Consider the following 17167-nt stretch of genomic DNA (forward strand, 5'->3'; position numbering starts at 1 on the left):
TGACCAAGCCAGCCGAAGGCGGCCCCATCTGTGGTCGACTACCGCCATGACGCTACATTTCTTAGAACCACGTTCCCTCGCTGAACGTCACGAAGCCCGCTCCCTCGTGCGCGAGGGCCTCATGATCGATATCGGCGGAATCGGGTACATCGGCGTGGACCTGTGCCGAACGGCCGCGGACCGGGCGCGCGTACTTGCGCTTCGCGCGCCCGGTATGGTGTTTGTGCGCGAAACGGCGCTCTTTATCCACACCGGTTGGCATACGCCCTACCTCCAAGACGGCATCGACACGCTAGCCAAGGACGTGCTTCCCGCCGTCGACGTCATGATCGTCGGTTCTCAACGTGTGACCTCGCTCGAGCGGACCGCCATCGATCTCCTCATCGCTAGGGAGGACACGGGCATCGAGTTGCTCTGCCTGCTCGTGCGTGCCGGGACGAGCGTCGATCGAATCGCCAAACGCGCCCAAAAGCTCCGTATCCACGGAATCGTGCGTGTGAGGGAGATTCTCAGGCAGCTCCCCCACGATCTCGGTGTTGTGGATGCTTCGCCGAGCCGGTGAGACGATAGGCGTCGTAGACTCCTTCGATCTTGCGTAGCTCGCGCAGCACCTGCTGAAGGTGATGCGGGTCAGCCATTTCGAAGGTGAAATTCAGCCGTGCAACGCGTTCGTTGGAGGTGTTCATCGAGCCCGTCAGCATGTTGATGTCATGTTCGGACAGGGCGCGCGTCACGTCGGCCAACAGTCCCTTGCGGTCAAGGGCTTCGATCTGGACCTGGACCAAGAAGACGTTGCCGTCAGCGCTGTCTGCCCAGGCGATCTCGATGAAGCGCTCAGGCTCACGCTTCAACGAGCGCATATTGGTGCAGTCCTTGCGATGCACCGAAATGCCCGAGCCGCGGGTAATGAAGCCCACGATCTCATCCGGCGGCACCGGTGTACAACACTTGGCGAGCTTGACGAGCACGTCCGTCTGCTCGATGTCCGACACTACGACGGCCGACGACGCCGATCCGATCTGCTGATGCTGGATGCGGGTTGGGGTGACGGCCTCCGCCATTGTCTCTTCGACGCCCCCGGTTCCCCCCTGGGAAGAAATCAGGTGGCGCACCACCGTTTCGGCCGACACGGTTCCTTCACCGATGCTGGCGTATAGCTCTGTGACGTCTGCCTTGGAAAGGTCCTGTGCAACGCCCTTCAGAGTCTCATGAGACATCAGACGCTGAACCGGCTCATTCTTACGGCGGATAGCCTTGGCTAGCTTTTCCTTGCCCTGTTCGATCGCTTCTTCACGGCGAGACTTGGTGAACCACGCCTTGATCTTCGAGCGCGCACGCGGCGTCGCTACGAATTCCTGCCATCCCTGGGAGGGCCCGGCGTCATCAGACTTGGTCGTAATGATCTCCACCGTATCACCCGATTCCAGCCGGTGATCGAGCGTGACGAGTTTGTCGTTGACCTTCGCGCCAACCGTACGATGACCAACCTCCGTATGAACGGCGTAGGCGAAATCAACCGGGGTCGATCCCGTGGGCAGCTCCATCACCTCACCCATAGGAGTGAACACGTAGACCTGGCTACCCGACATCTCATAGCGCAGCGAATCGAGGAATTCCTTTGGATCTGCCGTTTCACGCTGCCAATCCACGAGCTGGCGTAGCCACTCAAGCTGGGTATCGGCCTGCCCTGCTTGGTCGGTCTTGGACGCGTTCGGGTTCTCCTTGTAACGCCAGTGGGCGGCGACACCAAACTCAGCGCGCTTGTGCATGTCGTACGTGCGAATCTGAATTTCAACAGTCTTGCTACCGGGCCCGATGACGGTCGTGTGGATCGACTGATAGAAGTTGAACTTCGGCGAGGCGATGTAGTCCTTGATACGGCCCTGGACCGGGACATACAAAGAATTCGCGATACCGAGGGCCGTGTAGCAATCCTGAATTTCTTCAACGAGGACGCGTACACCGATGAGGTCATAAATGTCCTCAAAATCCCGGCCGCGCAGGATCATCTTCTGATAGATCGAGTAATAGTGTTTGGGACGCCCGGAGATCGTACACTTCAGACGCGCCTTGCCGAGCTCGCGTTCCAGATCCGTCTTCATCTGGGCGATGTAGCGTTCGCGTTCGGGAGCGCGATCTTGGACCATGCGCTCGATCTCGGAATAGACCGCCGGGTAAAGCTCCTTAAACGAACGATCCTCCAGCTCCCACTTAATGGAGTTCATCCCGAGGCGGTGGGCCAGCGGCGCATAGATTTCGAGCGTCTCGCGGGCCTTCTTCTGTGCCGAGGCCGGGTTGACATACTTCCACGTCCGCGCGTTGTGGAGCCGATCGCCGAGTTTGATGAGCAACACGCGGATGTCCTTCGCCATCGCGATGACCATTTTACGCACGGTTTCAGCTTGTGCGGCCTCGCCGTATTCGACCTTGTCCAGCTTCGTCACGCCGTCGACAAGGAGGGCGACGGTGGGGCCGAAATCGCGCGTGAGTTGCTTGAGCGAATAGGACGTATCTTCAACGGTGTCATGTAAAAGCGCGGCTACGAGCGTGTCCTCATCCATGCCCAGTTCGGCAAGAATGGTCGCTACGGCCACCGGGTGTGTGATATACGGTTCGCCAGATTTACGCATCTGCCCATCGTGGGCATGTTCGGCGGTTTCGTAGGCACGGATCAAGCGCGCCCTATCAAACTTACGATTGCCAATAGCACGCATCAAAGGCTCGAGCAAGGCGGGAACGTCACTCTTGCGCCCAAGCCACGAGAGCCGCGAACGGATTCGCGGCTCTTCTTCATTGACTACATGAGCATCCATGTGGAGATTATACGCTACCGCAGCCAGCAGTCACGCCACCCCACATGGATGCTCTCGTCTCTAGTAGGCGATGACGGACTCTACCGGGTAGTCATAGTGCTCGCCGAGGTACCCTCGCCCGGCGAGCTCGCTGAGCTCGAGCAGCACACACAGTCCGGCGGGCTTCGCCCCCGCCTTCTCGATGAGGTGGAAGGCGGCACCGGCAGTTCCGCCGGTCGCCAGCACGTCGTCGATCACGAGCACGCGCATGCCATCTTCAACGGTGAAGGGTTGAAGCTCCATGCGAGCCGATCCGTATTCGAGGTCATAATTAACGCCCACCACCGGCCCAGGGAGACGGCCGGCCTTGCGGATGGTCAGCATGCCGATGCCCAGTTCGTGGGCAAGCGGTGCGCCAAGGATGAAGCCGCGCGACTCCAAGCCAGCGATCGCGTCGCACTTACCGCGATAACGATCGGCAAGCATCTGGATGAGCGCGGCGAAAGCCTCGCCGTCAGCGATCAGCGGAGTGATGTCCCGGAAGAGCACTCCGCGTGCCGGGAAGTCTTCGACTTCACGAACGTGCGACTTAACAATTTCTACGGTCTCTTCAGGAAAGATGGCCTCAGTGCTCATCGCTTATTCCTCTTCTTTCGTTTGGGTTGTGCACCCTGACCGCGATGGCCACCGGACACACGTTCGGTCGTAATGCTACCCGAAGCCACGGTTTCGGGCTGATTGGTTTCAGTTGCTGGATCAGCGAGTTCGCCACGGATCTCGCGCACACGCTCGGTGTGTGCCTTGATCTTCGGATCGCGCTCAGCGAGAGCCACAGCCACCGGGGCTGCCACGAAAATCGAGGAGATGGCCGAGAGGAACATGCCGACGAACATGACCAGCGACAGGTCACGAAGCGTATCAGCGCCGAGCCACCACACGCCAATGACGAGCACGGCGAGCACCGGAAGGAGGCCCGTGATCGACGTGTTCAGCGAGCGGATAAGGGTCTGATTGATCGCGAGGTTCGCTTCCTCGGCGTACGTCAGCTTGTGCTGGTTTTCGAGCGCGCTCGTGTTTTCACGAACCTTGTCAAAAACCACCACCGTGTCGTACAACGAGTAGCCCATGATCGTCAGCAGGCCGATGATGGTCGCCGGCGTGACCTCCAAGCCGAGAAGCCAGTAGACGCCGAGCGTCACGATGAAATCATGGAGCAGGGCGCCGATCGCACCAACAGCGATCGTCCAAGAGCGGAAGTAAATCATGAGCACGATCGAAATCAGCGCCATGAAGATCACCATGGCCCGGATCGCCTGGGCCAAAATGTCCTGGCCCCACGAAGGGCCAATGAACGTTGAGGTGACTTCCTTCTCGTCGACCTGGTAGGCCTGAGCGAGGCCGGCACGAACCTGCTGCGTCTTCTGGTCATCTAGCGACTCGGTCTGGACACGCACGGCCTCCTGTCCGACGTTCGACACGCGCGGCACCGAGGTCGATACCTCAGCGACGACGTCGTATGCCGGCTTGTGATCGGAGATCGTCGTGCTGGACACCGTGAACTGCGAGCCACCGCGGAACTCGATACCGAGGTTCGGATCACGGATGAGGAACGCGGCGAAGGAAATCAGCACGGCCGCAATCGCGATCGAGAACCACCACTTGCGACGTCCAACGATGTTGTACGACCGCTTGCCGCTGTAGAGGCTATTGCCAAAGGAGTACATCGACATTAGTTCTCATCTCCTTCACGCTGAGCGCGACGCTCTTCGCGACGCTGACGGGCCCGGCGCTTTGCCAGGGACTCCCCAGTGCCTGCACCGCTTGTGCCGACACCGGCGTCCGTGAAGCGCGCGTCGGGCATTTCGTAGTCGTGGATGATGACACCGTCGTCAGTCGTCATCGCGCTCTTCTTAACAGAGGTACGAACGGTGCGCTCGGGAATCGAACGGCCGCGGTAACGCGGGGCGGCCTCAAGCTTGGCCGAATCCATACCGGAACCGCGCTTGCCCTTGCCAAAGAATGCGGTCTTGGCGATCAGCGTCATCAGCGGGTAGGTGAACATCATGACGACAATCAAGTCCAGCACCGTGGTAATACCGAGCGTGAAAGCAAATCCACGCACCGAACCAACCGTCAAGATAAACAGCACAGCCGAGGCGACAAGGTTGACGAAGTCGGAGATCACGATCGTGCGCTTGGCGCGGTTCCATCCATGCTGGACGGCGGCCGGAATCGACCGACCGTCACGAATCTCGTCGCGGATACGCTCAAAGTACACGATGAAGGAATCCGCCGTCACGCCAATGGAGATGATGATGCCGAGCACGCCCGCCATGGACAGGCGATAGCCCATCGTCCACGACAAGAGGCTGATGATCAGGTACGACAGGCCGGTGGACAGCAGGATCGAACCAACGGCAACCACGCCCAATGCGTGGTACTGCCAAATCATGTACGCGACGATCAGCAACAGGCCGACCAATCCCGCGATGAGACCGGACGTCAGCTGCTCAGATCCCAGGGTCGCCGAAATCTGTTCCTCGGACTGCACATTGAACTGTAGCGGCAAGGAACCGAACTTCAATTGGTTCGCCAGTGCTCCGGCCTCGTCGGCCTTAAAGTGACCGGTGATCTGTGCCTGGCCACCCGTGATCGGGTAGGACACGCGGGCGGAGGAAATGACGCGACCGTCAAGAACCGAGGCGAAGGAATTACGCGGAGCCTCAAGCTTGGACAGTCGAGTGGTCACATCACCGAAGAGCTTGGCGCCCTCGGAATCGAAGGACATGTTGACTGCCCATCCGCCAGTCGGCACACCCTGCTGGCTCACGGCCGGCGAGGACGAGGCGTTGTCAAGATTCGATCCGTCGAGCTCGGACGGGCCAAGAATGTACTTGGTAACCGTTGCAGGGTCACAGGAGACGACCGCACCCTTGGGGTTGTCCGTCTCTGCGGCGGGCCGGGAATCGGGAACGGCGCAGTCAAGCTTGTAGGCGTCGTAGAGGTTCTTTTCCGTGATCCACGCCGTGTCGGACGCGTCCGCCGGCGTCGACGTCGGCTCGGTCGCAAGCTGGCCGTCACCATTGATGTCGGCGAGCTTCGTGATCGCTTCGTCGAGAGCCTTCTCGTCCATGGTAGCCGGGTCAAGATCGCCGGCCTTGTCGCCGAGTGCGGAAACAACCTTGGCAGCCGTCATCGCCGACGGGTCAAGAATCGTCAGCACCGGGCGCATGCGAAGCACGGCAGACGTGCGGACGAGGTCGAGGGTTTCCTTCGACGGGTTTCCGGGAAGGGACACGATGATGTTCGATCCTCCCTGAGCCGTAATCTCGGCTTCGGCGACGCCGGTGGCGTCCACGCGCTGGCGGATGACGTTAATCGCCTCGCGAATGTCCTGGGCGGTCACCTCGGAACCGTCGGTGGTGACCGGGGAAAGGATGATCTGTGTGCCGCCCTCGAGGTCAAGTGCGAGCGACGGCGTAAAGCGCGACTTGTCGGTCGTCATCGTCCCGGCGATGAGCGAGCCGATGAGGGCAAGAATAAGAATAAAGAGGACTGTCAATCGGCGCCATGGCTTGGGCGTCGACTCCTCTGCGTGGTGTGCTGAAGACACGGCTGTTCCTTAGGGTCGCATACGCGACGTCAGTTACTTATCGGTTGGCTTTTCGTCGTCGAAGGGCGACGGATCAGTGACATGCTCACCAGCGTCAGAAGGCTCGGATTCGGCCTTGGCAACGAACTCTTCAACGTCGCCCGTATCCTCGTCGGTGTGTCCCAGCGGGATATCCATTTGGGCAACGATCGCCGTGCGCATCCACACGGTTTCGTCACCTGACGGCGACTCGAGCGTGACCGCGTCACCGTCGATGTCAACGATGCGTCCGAAGAAGCCTGCCTGCGTCACAACATTGTTCCCGACGACGAGGGCCTCCTCACGCTTGGCGGCTTGAGCCTTCTGGGCCTTCTTCGCGCCACGGCTCATCAGCCAAAATAGGCCGATCATCGCGACGGTTAGAATGATCAACTCAGGGGGCATGAGATCTCCAATCATGCGAAGCACCGGTTGCTTCGCCACAACCAAATAAGTCTACTCATTTTTCGATTGCTACCGCATATTTCACCCCGTGGATCGAGTCACGAAAGTCACGAAAATAGCGTCTCTTCCGGCGCCGCAAGCCCGAGGTGCCGGAAGGCAAGTTCGGTGGCCTGCCGCCCGCGCGGTGTGCGGATCATGAACCCCTGCCGGACCAGGTACGGTTCGGCTACCGTCTCCACCGTTTCAGGCTCTTCACCCACAGAAACCGCTAGCGTGGACAGGCCGACGGGCTGGCCCCTAAATCGGATACACAGCACGTCAAGGACCGCCCGATCCAGGCGGTCGAGGCCCTTCTTATCGACCTCGAACACTTCGAGTGCCGATTGCGCGGCGTGCAGGTCAAGAACACCCGTTCCGCGCACCTGCGCCCAGTCTTGCACGCGGCGAAGGAGTCGGTTAGCGATACGCGGGGTGCCTCGTGACCGGGAGGCAATCTCGTGGGCCGCGTCCTGGGTGAGCTCGACGGCGAGCTTGCGTGCGTTGCGTTCGACGATCGAGGCAAGCTCACCAACGGTGTAGTAATCGAGATGCGCGGTGAACCCGAAACGATCTCGGAGCGGGGCAGGCAGGAGGCCCGCCCGCGTCGTCGCCCCAACAACCGTGAACGGCGGCAACGGCAACGGGATCGAAGTCGCCCCCGGCCCCTTGCCCACCATCACATCCACACGGAAGTCTTCCATCGCGAGGTAGAGCATTTCTTCCGCGGTCCGCGCCAGACGATGGATTTCGTCGATAAATAGGACATCGCCCTCCTGCAACGAGGACAAGACTGCGGCGAGGTCCCCGGCATGTTGGATCGCCGGACCCGAGGTGAGCCGCAACGAGCCGTTGACCTCCGCCGCGATAATCATCGCCAGCGTCGTTTTGCCCAGGCCGGGCGGCCCTGCCAGGAGCACGTGATCGGCTGGCTTTTCGCGTTGCACCGCCGCCGCCAGGACGAGGGAAAGCTGGTTTCTCACCACCTCTTGGCCAACGAACTCGTCGAGAACCTTCGGCCGCAGAGCGGCCTCTTGTGCACGTTCGACGTCGTTCGCATCCGGATCCGTGTATTCGCCCATGATCACCTCCGATTACCCAGGACTTGCAGCGAAGACCGCAGCAACTGCGTCACAGTGCCTTCCGGCAGGAGCTTACGTGCCTCGGCGAGGGCGCCCGCCGCGTCGCGTTCCTTCCAGCCCATGCCCACGAGAGCCTCAATGACGTCTGCCTCGGACGTGTCCGCCGCGGTGACTTGCGCGCCCGCCGCGGGGCCAAGCTTGCCGCTAAGCTCAAGCACCATTCGCTGCGCCGACTTCTTACCCACGCCGGGTACTCGCACGAGCGCCGCCTCATCCTTGGAAGAGATGGCGCGCCGCAGATCATCGGGAGGCAACGTAGCAAGGATCGTCAGCGCTGATCGCGGCCCGATTCCTGAGACGGAACGGAGGAGCTCGAAGGTCGCACGCGAATCGTCGTCGTGGAAGCCAAACAGCGCGCTCTCCCCCTCGCGCGAGGTAACCATCGCGATATAGACGAAGGCCTCCTCACCCGGGCGCAATCCTGCCAAGGTATCGGGAGCGGCGGAAAAAAGATACCCCACGCCCCCGGCTTCGATCACTGCTTCCGTAGCCGAAACGCGCACAACCGGACCGCGCAACGATGCGATCATGAGACCTCCCATTCGAACATATGTTTGATTGTAGCCTCTCGCCCGTGAGCGTGTCGAAGGCACGCGCTCCCACCGGCTCGCCGCTAGCCCTTGGGTTCCACTGCTCCGTGACGGCGCGAAAACCGCTCGGCCTTCGCCCACAGTTTCTGGGCCGGCGTGAGGTCGTTGCCCTCCGCACGTGGGAGCATGCCCGCTCCGCCATGCTGGGATCGATCAACAGACTCCATGTGCTCAGCTCCCCCACGCCACGCGTGGCAGATGGCGATGGCGAGAGCGTCGGCCGCATCTTTCGGGCGCGGTGGAGCGTCGAGATTGAGGACACGCTGAACCATCAGCTGCACCTGCGCCTTCTCCGCCCGCCCGTTTCCGGTCACGGCCGCCTTGACCTCCGACGGCGTGTGCATGCCCAGCGGCAAGCTCGCCTTCGCCGCCGCCAGCATCACGATGCCCGCAACCTGGGCCGTGCCAGTAACCGACCGCACGTTCTCCTGCGCGAACACCCGCTCGACGGCAACCACGTCCGGCCGGTAGAGCAAAATCGCCTCTTCGATCGCGTTCGAGATAAGAAGAAGACGCTGATGGGGAGCCATCTCGGGTTTTGTGCGGGCGACGTCGACGCTGACCATCGACACTCGTCGGCCGCCAAGCGCGTCAATGACCCCGATACCACAGCGCGTCATACCGGGGTCAACGCCCAAGACCCGCATTTAGTTGCCCTCAGCCTCCAGCTGGGCGGCAACCTCGGCGGAGATATCCACGTTCGAATACACCGCCTGGATGTCATCGACGTCATCGATCGCGTCGATCAGCTTCATGACCTTACGTGCGGTGTCCACGTCAACGGCGACCTTCATCGAGGGGACGAACTGCACTTCGGCTGAGTTGTAGTCAACCCCGGCCGCCTGGAGGGCCTTACGCACCTCGACGACGTCGTTGGGCTCGGAGAGAATCTCGAAGATGTCGCCCTCGTTGGAAATCTCCTCGGCACCCGCGTCAAGGACGGCCATGAGAAGCTCATCTTCATCGTTGCCCTCGGTCGGAACCTCAACGACGCCCTTGCGGGAGAACATGTAGGCAACCGAGCCAGGATCGGCCAACGTGCCGCCGTTGCGGGTCAATGCCACGCGCACGTCGGACGCCGCGCGGTTGCGGTTGTCCGTCAGACACTCGAGAAGGAGCGCGACGCCGCCCGGGCCGTAGCCTTCGTAGGTGATCGATTCGTAGTTGACCGACTCCCCGCCTTCGCCGGAGCCGCGCTTGACCGCGCGCGTGATGTTATCGGAGGGAACGGAATTCTTCTTTGCCTTCTGGATGGCGTCGAAAAGGGTTGGATTTCCGTCAGGATCGCCGCCGCCGGTACGTGCTGCCACCTCGATGTTCTTGATGAGGCGTGCGAAGAGCTTGCCACGCTTGGCATCGATAGCAGCCTTCTTATGCTTGGTGGTTGCCCACTTAGAATGTCCTGACACGTATCTTCCTTTCCGTTAAGTACAGCGGGTATTCTACCCTGCCGGACGTACTATTCCTCAATAGCGCGAATAAGTTCGCCATTCCAGCCGTGGCGCCAGCCACGAGCCATGTCGACGAGCCCCACCGGGAAGACCAACTCCCCGTCATTTTCGACGGCGGCGAGTTCGTCCAGATCCCACCAGCGCATGTCGTCAAGCACTTCCTTTTCAAGCTCCGTTAGCTGTGCTCCTGCACGCGCGTCAATCAATGCCTCTTCGTCCTCATTGACGTGGAGGATGAAAAACAACTCATCCTGCTTGCGTGTTTGACGATAGAAGTAGAACGTCGAACGACGATCGAGCACGGGCCCGACCATACGGCTCGGGTCCACCTGGAGTCCCGTCTCCTCCGCCAGCTCGCGCGCGGCACCCTGCGCCGGGCTCTCCCCTGCTTCCAGGCCCCCGCCTGGCGTGAACCACCAACGATAGTCGGGCTTGTCGGCGTCGTGACCGAGGATGAGCAGAAGCTGTCCGCGAGAGTTGAATACCGCGCACCGGCCCGCCGCGCGATGTGGGTAGCCGTCGGCGTCGAGGGGCCATTCGTGTTCTGGAAATACGCTCATGTGTGGGCAATTCCTTTGCGGACGTGTTCGATGTAGCTCAGGCGCTGGTTTGCCGCCGCATAGTAATCGGGCGTTCCTACCTGCCCGATCCGCTCGTAGCGGGCCCGGTCGTGAGCAAGGTAGATGAGTTCCATCTGGAGGCTGTTCATGGCGCGTCGCCCGGACCCGGCAGGCGCACCGTGGCTACGCGTGACCCGTTCGGCCCAGTTCATGGCGTTTTGGCGCTCGCGCATCGACAACACCATGTTCGCTTCGGCCGCTGAGATCCATCCGGTATTGACATACGGCGTCAGGCCGGCGATAACGGTTTGCCGTTCGTCGCGCCGCGCATAGATAACCATGGCGATGACGAGGATAGCCACGGGCACGTTGCTCACGAACTGGTAGGTGCGGTAACTCATCCAATAGATGCCATCGTTATTGATGAAATGGAAGAAGGCCGCCCCCACCCAGGCGGGTATCATCCACGCGAACACGGCAGCGCGCCGGGTGTAGATCGCGAATCCGAGAAAAAAGCCGAAGAGGGCCGTATAGGCGTCGTGGCTAAATGGCCCGTCAAGGAAGCGAAGGTGGAAAACCTCGCCGATCGTGTCGGCGTAGCGGGCAAAGTACAACACGTTTTCCGTAAACGCGAAGCCCGCGCCAATCAGCGCTCCGTACACGATGCCGTCAACGGGCCCGTTGAAGTGCCGGCGGAAGAGGAAGAAAATGGCCACGATCCCCAGCCCCTTGAGGAATTCCTCGATCAGGGGCGCGCCTACCGACGCCGTCATGCGGGCAATCTCATTCTGGCTCGCCGACATTCCTAAAACAGAGGGGGCCACCTCCGCCTCGAACCAATTGTTGGCCGCGAGAGCGAGTGCGACCGCCACGCCCGCGCCCCAGACGAAGGCAACGATGTAGAGTTGCAGCGGCTCGGGCTCGAAGCGATCTACCCACACCACGAACAAAATCGTCAGCCCGAGTGGAATGGTTGCCAAGAAAAGTGCTGAGAAGAATCCGTGCGAGCCCGCCTGAAGTAGACGCGGTAGCACATGGAGGAAGGCCATCACGCCCACGACCGTGATCGCAGTGGCGAAGAAGTAATAGCCCGATCCGTAACGTGGCGCCTGTCGCCAGCGCGCGGGAAGCTGCTCAGTCACGATCCCTCCGGTCATCGAGATTGACCGTCTTGGGTTCGGGGGCGTTTCCGGCCAAGTGCAACAAGCGGACCAGGCGGTTCTTGCGTACGCGGCGCGCCTGCGAGACGTGATTATTGTGGAAGCGCCGGGTCATTTGCACGTAAACTCGTGCCCTTTCGAGGGCGGCGAGCTCGGGGCTTTGCACGTCGGGCGCAAGCTGGTCAACCGAGTGACGCATAGCCCGGCTCAGTTCGGATTCGATCGTCAGGCGATCTGGCGATTCCTCCGCCCTGGCGGGAAGCGCGCGCCCGTCGTCGTCTTCCACGCTGATAGCATCAAGCCCGTCCGCGACGATGGGAAACACCGAGACTTCGACCGCCTCGGTGGCCATGTCTGCGAGGAGGATTGAACTTGCCACATCGAGGTCACCCGAGCGCGCTACGCGCAGCGCCGCCTGATGGCGATCCGTCAGCGCCCTTTCGAGGGCAAGGCGCGACTTCATGACGTTCTTGTGAATGCGATCGAGTGAGCGCGCCATGAGCGTGGCCGCCATGCCTATAACAACAACGATGACGCCGAGCACGATGAGGAGAACTTGCCACCAGGTCACTGGTCAACCTCGATTCTTGCGGTGCGGATGGCCGTTTCGTAGACGGACAGGATGTGCGAGGCGACCGTTCCCCAGTCAAAACGCCATGCGGCCTCGGCCGCCAGCCCCGCCACACGCGCCCGCATGTGGGGATCGTCCAAAGCCGCGTTGGTGACACGGGCCAGATCTTCAGGATCCTCGTTTCGAAAGTGGGCACCAAACTCGCCGTCGGCAAGGACGGCTCGGAACGCCGGGATATCTGAGGCAATGACGAAGGCGCCAGCACTCATCGCCTCCACAAGAATAATCCCAAAGGACTCCCCGCCCGTGTTTGGTGCGAGGTAGGCATCGGTGCTGCCAAGCAGCAGGGCCTTATCCTCATCCGAGACCGGGCCAAGGAAAGTCACGGCATCGGCGTTGTCGCCAAACATCTTCCGGGCCTCATCCTCGTCCCCCTTACCTGCAACGAGGAGGCGAACGCCGGGGTGTGCGCGGCGAATAGAGCCGAAGGCCTTCGCCACCACCTGCAGCCCCTTGCGCGGCTCATCGAGACGGCCCAGGAAGGCCAAGGTCGGGGCCTGCGGGGTGCCCATAAAACGCGCATCGGGCGCCGAAATCTGCAAATCACGAACGAACACCCCGTTGGGAATAATCCACGCGTCCCCACCCAAATGTTGAACGGCCGTACGCCGGGCCTCCTCCGAGACAGCGATCCGAGCCTGAATCTTGTCCAGGATCGGGACGATAAACGGCGCCGCCAGGCTCAGCATTCTCGAGTGATCCATCGCCGTGTGGAACGTGGAGACCACCGGGCAATCGGCGCTCATCAGCGCTAGCATCGATACCGAGGGCGTAAATGGTTCGTGAACGTGAAGCACATCGAAGTTTCCGGCCTTCAACCACTTGCGCACGTCACGATTGACGCGGGGCCCAAAGCTCAACCGGGCCACCGATCCGTTGTATCGCACCGGGACGGCCGCGCCTACCGGGCACACGAAATCCTCGGCAGGCTCCTTCTCAGCGGGAGCGATCACCGAGACCTCGTGGCCGCGCGCAATGAGCTCCTTCGCGAGGTCTCTAATGTGGTACTGCACGCCACCGTGGACGTCCCATGAGTAACCGCAGGCGATGCCAATCTTCATGCAGTTTCCTTACCTGGCACGGGCGCGGGCGAGCCGCTCGGGGTCAAGATCTTCAACGAACACCTTTTGAAGCATATGCCAATCCGTGACGTGGCGGGCGAGCACAGACGAGACCTGGTCAAGCCACTCCTGGTTCATGCGCACAAGATCGGCATGCCGATCTTCCTCGCTCGCCTCCTGCCCGACAGCGGGCCACACCGGCTCGCCGAAGATGCATCGGATTCCGTAGCGGGTGCCGGCTTGGCGAACACGGGCGACGTCGTCGCTAAAATCCTCCGTCACGATCGTCACCGGCCACATCGGCTCGCCGGTGCGTTGGGCCAACAGGGCCGCCCCAACCGCTACGCGGACGGGCCTTCCGGCAAGCAACACTTCGACCCCCGACGCCGACAGGTCGCGGTCGCACAGGAGCGGGACGAAGGCTCCTCCCTCACGCATCGACTGCGCAAGATCAGTGATGGCTCCGCCGGTACCGGTCTGATAAATAGTCAACCCGATTGAGCGCCGAAAATCCAGGAAGAGATCGGCAAGCTCGGGCGGGTTGAGCTTTTCCGCAATCGAATGAACGGGCGCGAGGTGGCGGGTTGCCCACGCGCCCGCCAGGTCCCAATTGCCGATGTGGAGCAGCGCCCCCGACGTCGACCGCCCGCTCTGCAGGTGCCGGCGGATGCCATCGATGTTCTCATAGGAGACACGCGCATCGATCTGGGCGTGGCTGAGCGAGTTGAGGCGGAAAGACTCGTAGTAGTAGTCCATGTAGGAGCGCATGGCGCGCGCCGAACGACGCCGGGCGGCCAACTTCCCCTCCACGGGCACGATGCGTTCTAGGTTGGCTCGCAGCTGGCGCACGCCCGCCAAAGAGCTCAGCCCCGCGAGCGTGCCCACCGCCCGGAAAATAGCGCGGCCAACGGGCTCAGGCAGGACTTTGACCAGCCACATGGCCCGCCGGAAGACGTGGACAATCACGCGTCGCCGGCCTTCTTCATCTGCGTGTAGACGTACACAACGCGCTGACCAACCGTGAACAGTGCGGCAACCGCCAGCAGCCACAGGCCAACGGCCATGACGGCGTGCGGTGCGCCGAACCCGACGGCGAGGACGAGGATGAGGGCGAAGATCAGCCGATCGGCGCGCTCGGCTAGGCCGACCGACGCCGAATAGCCCACGCCTTCCGCACGCGCGCGGGCGTAGGGCACTATTGCGCCGACGACGGCGGCTGCGATCGCGCCCGTGACGGTGGCGAGCTTGACGGCGTCGTCCGCCTGGAGGTAACCCCACATGGCGAGTGCGGCGAAGATGGCGCCGTCGCTCACCCGGTCCATCGTCGAATCGAGGAAGGCCCCGAACTTGGTGGTCTTGCCCGTCAAACGAGCCATCTGGCCGTCCAAGTTGTCGAAGATCACCAGGATCGTCACGATGAGCGCGCCGAGGAGGAGGTAGCCGGCCGGGAAGAGAGCAAGGGCCGCAACGGACGACAGCACGCCACCGGTGATTGTCACGGCGTTGGGGGAAATCCCCATCTTGACGAAGGCCTTAGCCACCGGGCCAAAGATGACGGTTGCGAGCGGCCGTCCGCTGCGAGAAAGCATGAGGCTACTCCCTACTGGTTCTCGTGGGTCTCGATTGCGCGCACGATACGCTCAATCGCCTCGTCCACGGCGATGCCGTTATCCTGTGAGCCGTCACGCATGCGGAAGGAGACGGCCCCGGCCTCGGCGTCCTCGCCACCGGCGATGAGGGTGAAGGGCACCTTGTCCTTCGAGGCGTTACGAATCTTCTTGCCGAAGCGGTCATCGGAGGTGTCAACCTCCACACGCACACCACGGCGACGAAGCTTGTCAGCGACCTCGAACAGGTAGTCGTTGAACGCCTCGGCAACCGGAACGCATCGAACCTGAACGGGCGCGAGCCACGCCGGGAACGCGCCCGCGTAATGCTCGGTCAACACACCGAAGAAGCGTTCAATCGAGCCGAACAGTGCCCGGTGGATCATGACCGGACGCTGACGTGTGCCGTCCGGGGCGGTGTATTCGAGTTCGAAGCGCTCGGGCAGGTTGAAGTCCAGCTGGATGGTGGACATCTGCCAGGTGCGCCCCAGCGCGTCCTTGGCCTGAACGGAGATCTTCGGGCCGTAAAAGGCCGCACCCTCGGGATCGGGGATCAGATCGAGCCCAGAAGCGGTGGCCACTTCCTCCAGAACGCGGGTCGACTCCTCCCACACGTCGTCGCTGCCCACATACTTCTTCGGATCCTTCGTCGACAGCTCGAGGTAGAAGTCGTCGAGGCCGTAGTCCTTCAGCAGGGACAGCACGAAGTCAAGAAGCGTGGTCAGCTCTTCCTTCATCTGCTCACGCGTGCAGTAGATGTGGGCGTCGTCCTGGGTGAAGCCACGCGCGCGGGTCAGGCCGTGAATGACGCCGGAGGCCTCGTTGCGGTAGACCGTTCCAAACTCGAACAGGCGCAGCGGTAGCTCGCGGTAGGAGCGGCCGCGAGAGCGGAAGACGAGGTTGTGCATCGGGCAGTTCATCGGCTTGAGGTAGTAGTCCTGGCCCTCCTTGACGACGTTGCCCGCCTCGTCGACGACCTCGTCCATGTGCATGGGCGGATACATGCCGTCGCGATAGAAGTCCAGGTGGCCCGAAATCTCGAAGAGGTTGCCCTTCGTAATGTGCGGAGTATTGACGAAGGAGTAGCCGGCCTCGACGTGGCGCTTGCGCGAGTACTCCTCCATCACCATGCGGATGATTCCGCCCTTGGGATGGAAGACGGCCAGCCCCGAACCAATCTCGTCGGGGAAAGAGAAGAGGTCGAGCTCGTTGCCGAGCTTGCGGTGATCGCGCTTTTGGGCCTCCTCGATGCGCGTCTTGTAGGCGTTGAGCTCGTCCTTGCTCGGCCACGCGGTGCCATAGATTCGCTGGAGCGAATCGTTGGCCTGGTCCCCGCGCCAGTAGGCGGCCGAGGAACGGGTGAGCGAGAATCCGTTTCCGATGAGCTTGGTGTTCGGCAGGTGCGGCCCGCGGCACAGATCCGTCCACACCGTCTCCCCCTGGCGGTTGACGTTGTCGTACATCGTCAGCTCGCCGCCGCCAACCTCAATCGAGGCGCCCTCTGCGGCTTGGTTGTTATCGGCGTCCGATCCGCCCTTGAGCGAAATGAGTTCAATCTTGTAGGGCTGGTCGGACAGCTCACGCGCGGCGTCGTCGTCGCTGATGGGACGGCGGACGAAACGCTGGCCCTCCTTGACGATACGCATCATGTCCTTCTCGAGCTCCTTGAGCAACTCGGGTGTCACCGCGGGAATATTGCCAAAGTCGTAGTAGAAGCCGTCGGTGATGAAGGGCCCGATGCCGAGGTTGACGTCGGGGAACTTCTTCTGCACGGCCTGCGCCAGCACGTGGGTGGCGGAGTGACGGAGGATGTTCAGGCCATCGGGCTCGTTGATGGACACTGCCTCAACCGTGGCGCCCTCGGGAAGCGTGGCCAGATCCGTGGCCAGGTCCTTCAGTTCGCCGTCGACCCGGAGGGCGACGATATCGCGGTTGGACTTAAAGTGGTCAATTCCATTGATCGACTCGCCGATCTGCAGCGAGACCCCATCAATCATCAGGTTGGGCACGGTGGCTCCTCTCAAATCCTGTACGCACATACAAGGTACGCACCCTGCCATCATACCCGTCGACGCCAACTGCCCTTTCGCTCCTCCATGTG

General features: G+C 61.8%; 17 protein-coding genes. 1 reads left to right on the forward strand and 16 read right to left on the reverse strand.

Annotated features, from left to right (window positions below):
- The first annotated feature begins 46 nt into the window (after positions 1–46).
- Complete coding sequence (locus HLG82_RS05065) at positions 47–562, forward strand: hypothetical protein (RefSeq protein ID WP_193327605.1); 516 nt, start codon at positions 47–49, stop codon at positions 560–562.
- On the opposite strand, the gene HLG82_RS05070 is transcribed toward HLG82_RS05065, so the two are convergent.
- The 16 genes from HLG82_RS05070 to thrS form a co-directional block, all read right to left on the reverse strand.
- Positions 510–2813 carry a RelA/SpoT family protein gene (locus tag HLG82_RS05070; protein ID WP_255313942.1) on the reverse strand — a complete coding sequence of 768 codons (2304 nt, stop codon included), beginning with the start codon at positions 2811–2813 and terminating at the stop codon, positions 510–512. The two genes, HLG82_RS05065 and HLG82_RS05070, sit on opposite strands and share 53 nt — an antisense overlap.
- A gap of 60 nt (positions 2814–2873) precedes the next feature.
- A complete protein-coding gene (locus HLG82_RS05075) occupies positions 2874–3428 on the reverse strand; it encodes an adenine phosphoribosyltransferase (protein ID WP_193327606.1) in 555 nt (184 codons plus the stop codon).
- Positions 3425–4522, reverse strand: coding sequence for a protein translocase subunit SecF (gene secF / locus HLG82_RS05080; RefSeq protein ID WP_193327607.1), 1098 nt, complete (start codon positions 4520–4522; stop codon positions 3425–3427). Before secF ends, HLG82_RS05075 begins: the two co-directional genes overlap by 4 nt.
- Positions 4522–6405: a protein translocase subunit SecD gene (gene secD, locus HLG82_RS05085; RefSeq protein ID WP_255313943.1), complete on the reverse strand. Its 1884-nt coding sequence runs from the start codon at positions 6403–6405 to the stop codon at positions 4522–4524. Before secD ends, secF begins: the two co-directional genes overlap by 1 nt.
- 33 nt (positions 6406–6438) lie before the next feature.
- Positions 6439–6828, reverse strand: a complete 390-nt coding sequence (yajC, locus tag HLG82_RS05090; RefSeq protein ID WP_193327608.1) for a preprotein translocase subunit YajC — start codon at positions 6826–6828, stop codon at positions 6439–6441.
- 107 nt (positions 6829–6935) lie between these two features.
- Positions 6936–7946 carry a Holliday junction branch migration DNA helicase RuvB gene (gene ruvB / locus HLG82_RS05095; protein WP_193327609.1) on the reverse strand — a complete coding sequence of 337 codons (1011 nt, stop codon included), beginning with the start codon at positions 7944–7946 and terminating at the stop codon, positions 6936–6938.
- A gap of 2 nt (positions 7947–7948) precedes the next feature.
- Positions 7949–8536: a Holliday junction branch migration protein RuvA gene (gene ruvA / locus HLG82_RS05100; protein ID WP_193327610.1), complete on the reverse strand. Its 588-nt coding sequence runs from the start codon at positions 8534–8536 to the stop codon at positions 7949–7951.
- A gap of 83 nt (positions 8537–8619) precedes the next feature.
- The gene (gene ruvC, locus HLG82_RS05105) at positions 8620–9243 is read right to left on the reverse strand and encodes a crossover junction endodeoxyribonuclease RuvC (RefSeq protein ID WP_193327611.1); all 624 of its coding nucleotides are present in this window, start codon (positions 9241–9243) and stop codon (positions 8620–8622) included.
- The gene (locus HLG82_RS05110; protein WP_193327612.1) at positions 9244–10005 is read right to left on the reverse strand and encodes a YebC/PmpR family DNA-binding transcriptional regulator; all 762 of its coding nucleotides are present in this window, start codon (positions 10003–10005) and stop codon (positions 9244–9246) included. It lies immediately after the preceding gene.
- 50 nt (positions 10006–10055) lie between these two features.
- A complete protein-coding gene (locus tag HLG82_RS05115) occupies positions 10056–10607 on the reverse strand; it encodes an NUDIX hydrolase (protein WP_193327613.1) in 552 nt (183 codons plus the stop codon).
- Entirely contained in the window at positions 10604–11749 is a 1146-nt protein-coding gene (locus HLG82_RS05120) for a PrsW family intramembrane metalloprotease (protein ID WP_193327614.1), read from the reverse strand. Before HLG82_RS05120 ends, HLG82_RS05115 begins: the two co-directional genes overlap by 4 nt.
- Positions 11742–12338, reverse strand: coding sequence for a hypothetical protein (locus HLG82_RS05125; protein ID WP_193327615.1), 597 nt, complete (start codon positions 12336–12338; stop codon positions 11742–11744). Before HLG82_RS05125 ends, HLG82_RS05120 begins: the two co-directional genes overlap by 8 nt.
- Entirely contained in the window at positions 12335–13459 is a 1125-nt protein-coding gene (locus HLG82_RS05130; RefSeq protein WP_193327616.1) for a glycosyltransferase family 4 protein, read from the reverse strand. The genes HLG82_RS05125 and HLG82_RS05130 overlap by 4 nt, the downstream gene beginning before the upstream one ends.
- Before the next feature lie 9 nt (positions 13460–13468).
- Positions 13469–14425, reverse strand: a complete 957-nt coding sequence (locus HLG82_RS05135; RefSeq protein WP_193327617.1) for a phosphatidylinositol mannoside acyltransferase — start codon at positions 14423–14425, stop codon at positions 13469–13471.
- Positions 14422–15048 (reverse strand): phosphatidylinositol phosphate synthase, encoded by a 627-nt coding sequence (gene pgsA / locus HLG82_RS05140; RefSeq protein WP_193327618.1) that lies wholly within the window; start codon positions 15046–15048, stop codon positions 14422–14424. The genes HLG82_RS05135 and pgsA overlap by 4 nt, the downstream gene beginning before the upstream one ends.
- A gap of 11 nt (positions 15049–15059) precedes the next feature.
- On the reverse strand, positions 15060–17105 hold the full coding sequence (thrS, locus tag HLG82_RS05145) for a threonine--tRNA ligase (RefSeq protein ID WP_216858965.1): 2046 nt from the start codon (positions 17103–17105) through the stop codon (positions 15060–15062).
- Between the last annotated feature and the right edge of the window lie 62 nt (positions 17106–17167).

Origin of the sequence: Trueperella pecoris (assembly GCF_014926385.1) — a bacterium.
GTDB lineage: Bacteria > Actinomycetota > Actinomycetes > Actinomycetales > Actinomycetaceae > Trueperella > Trueperella pecoris.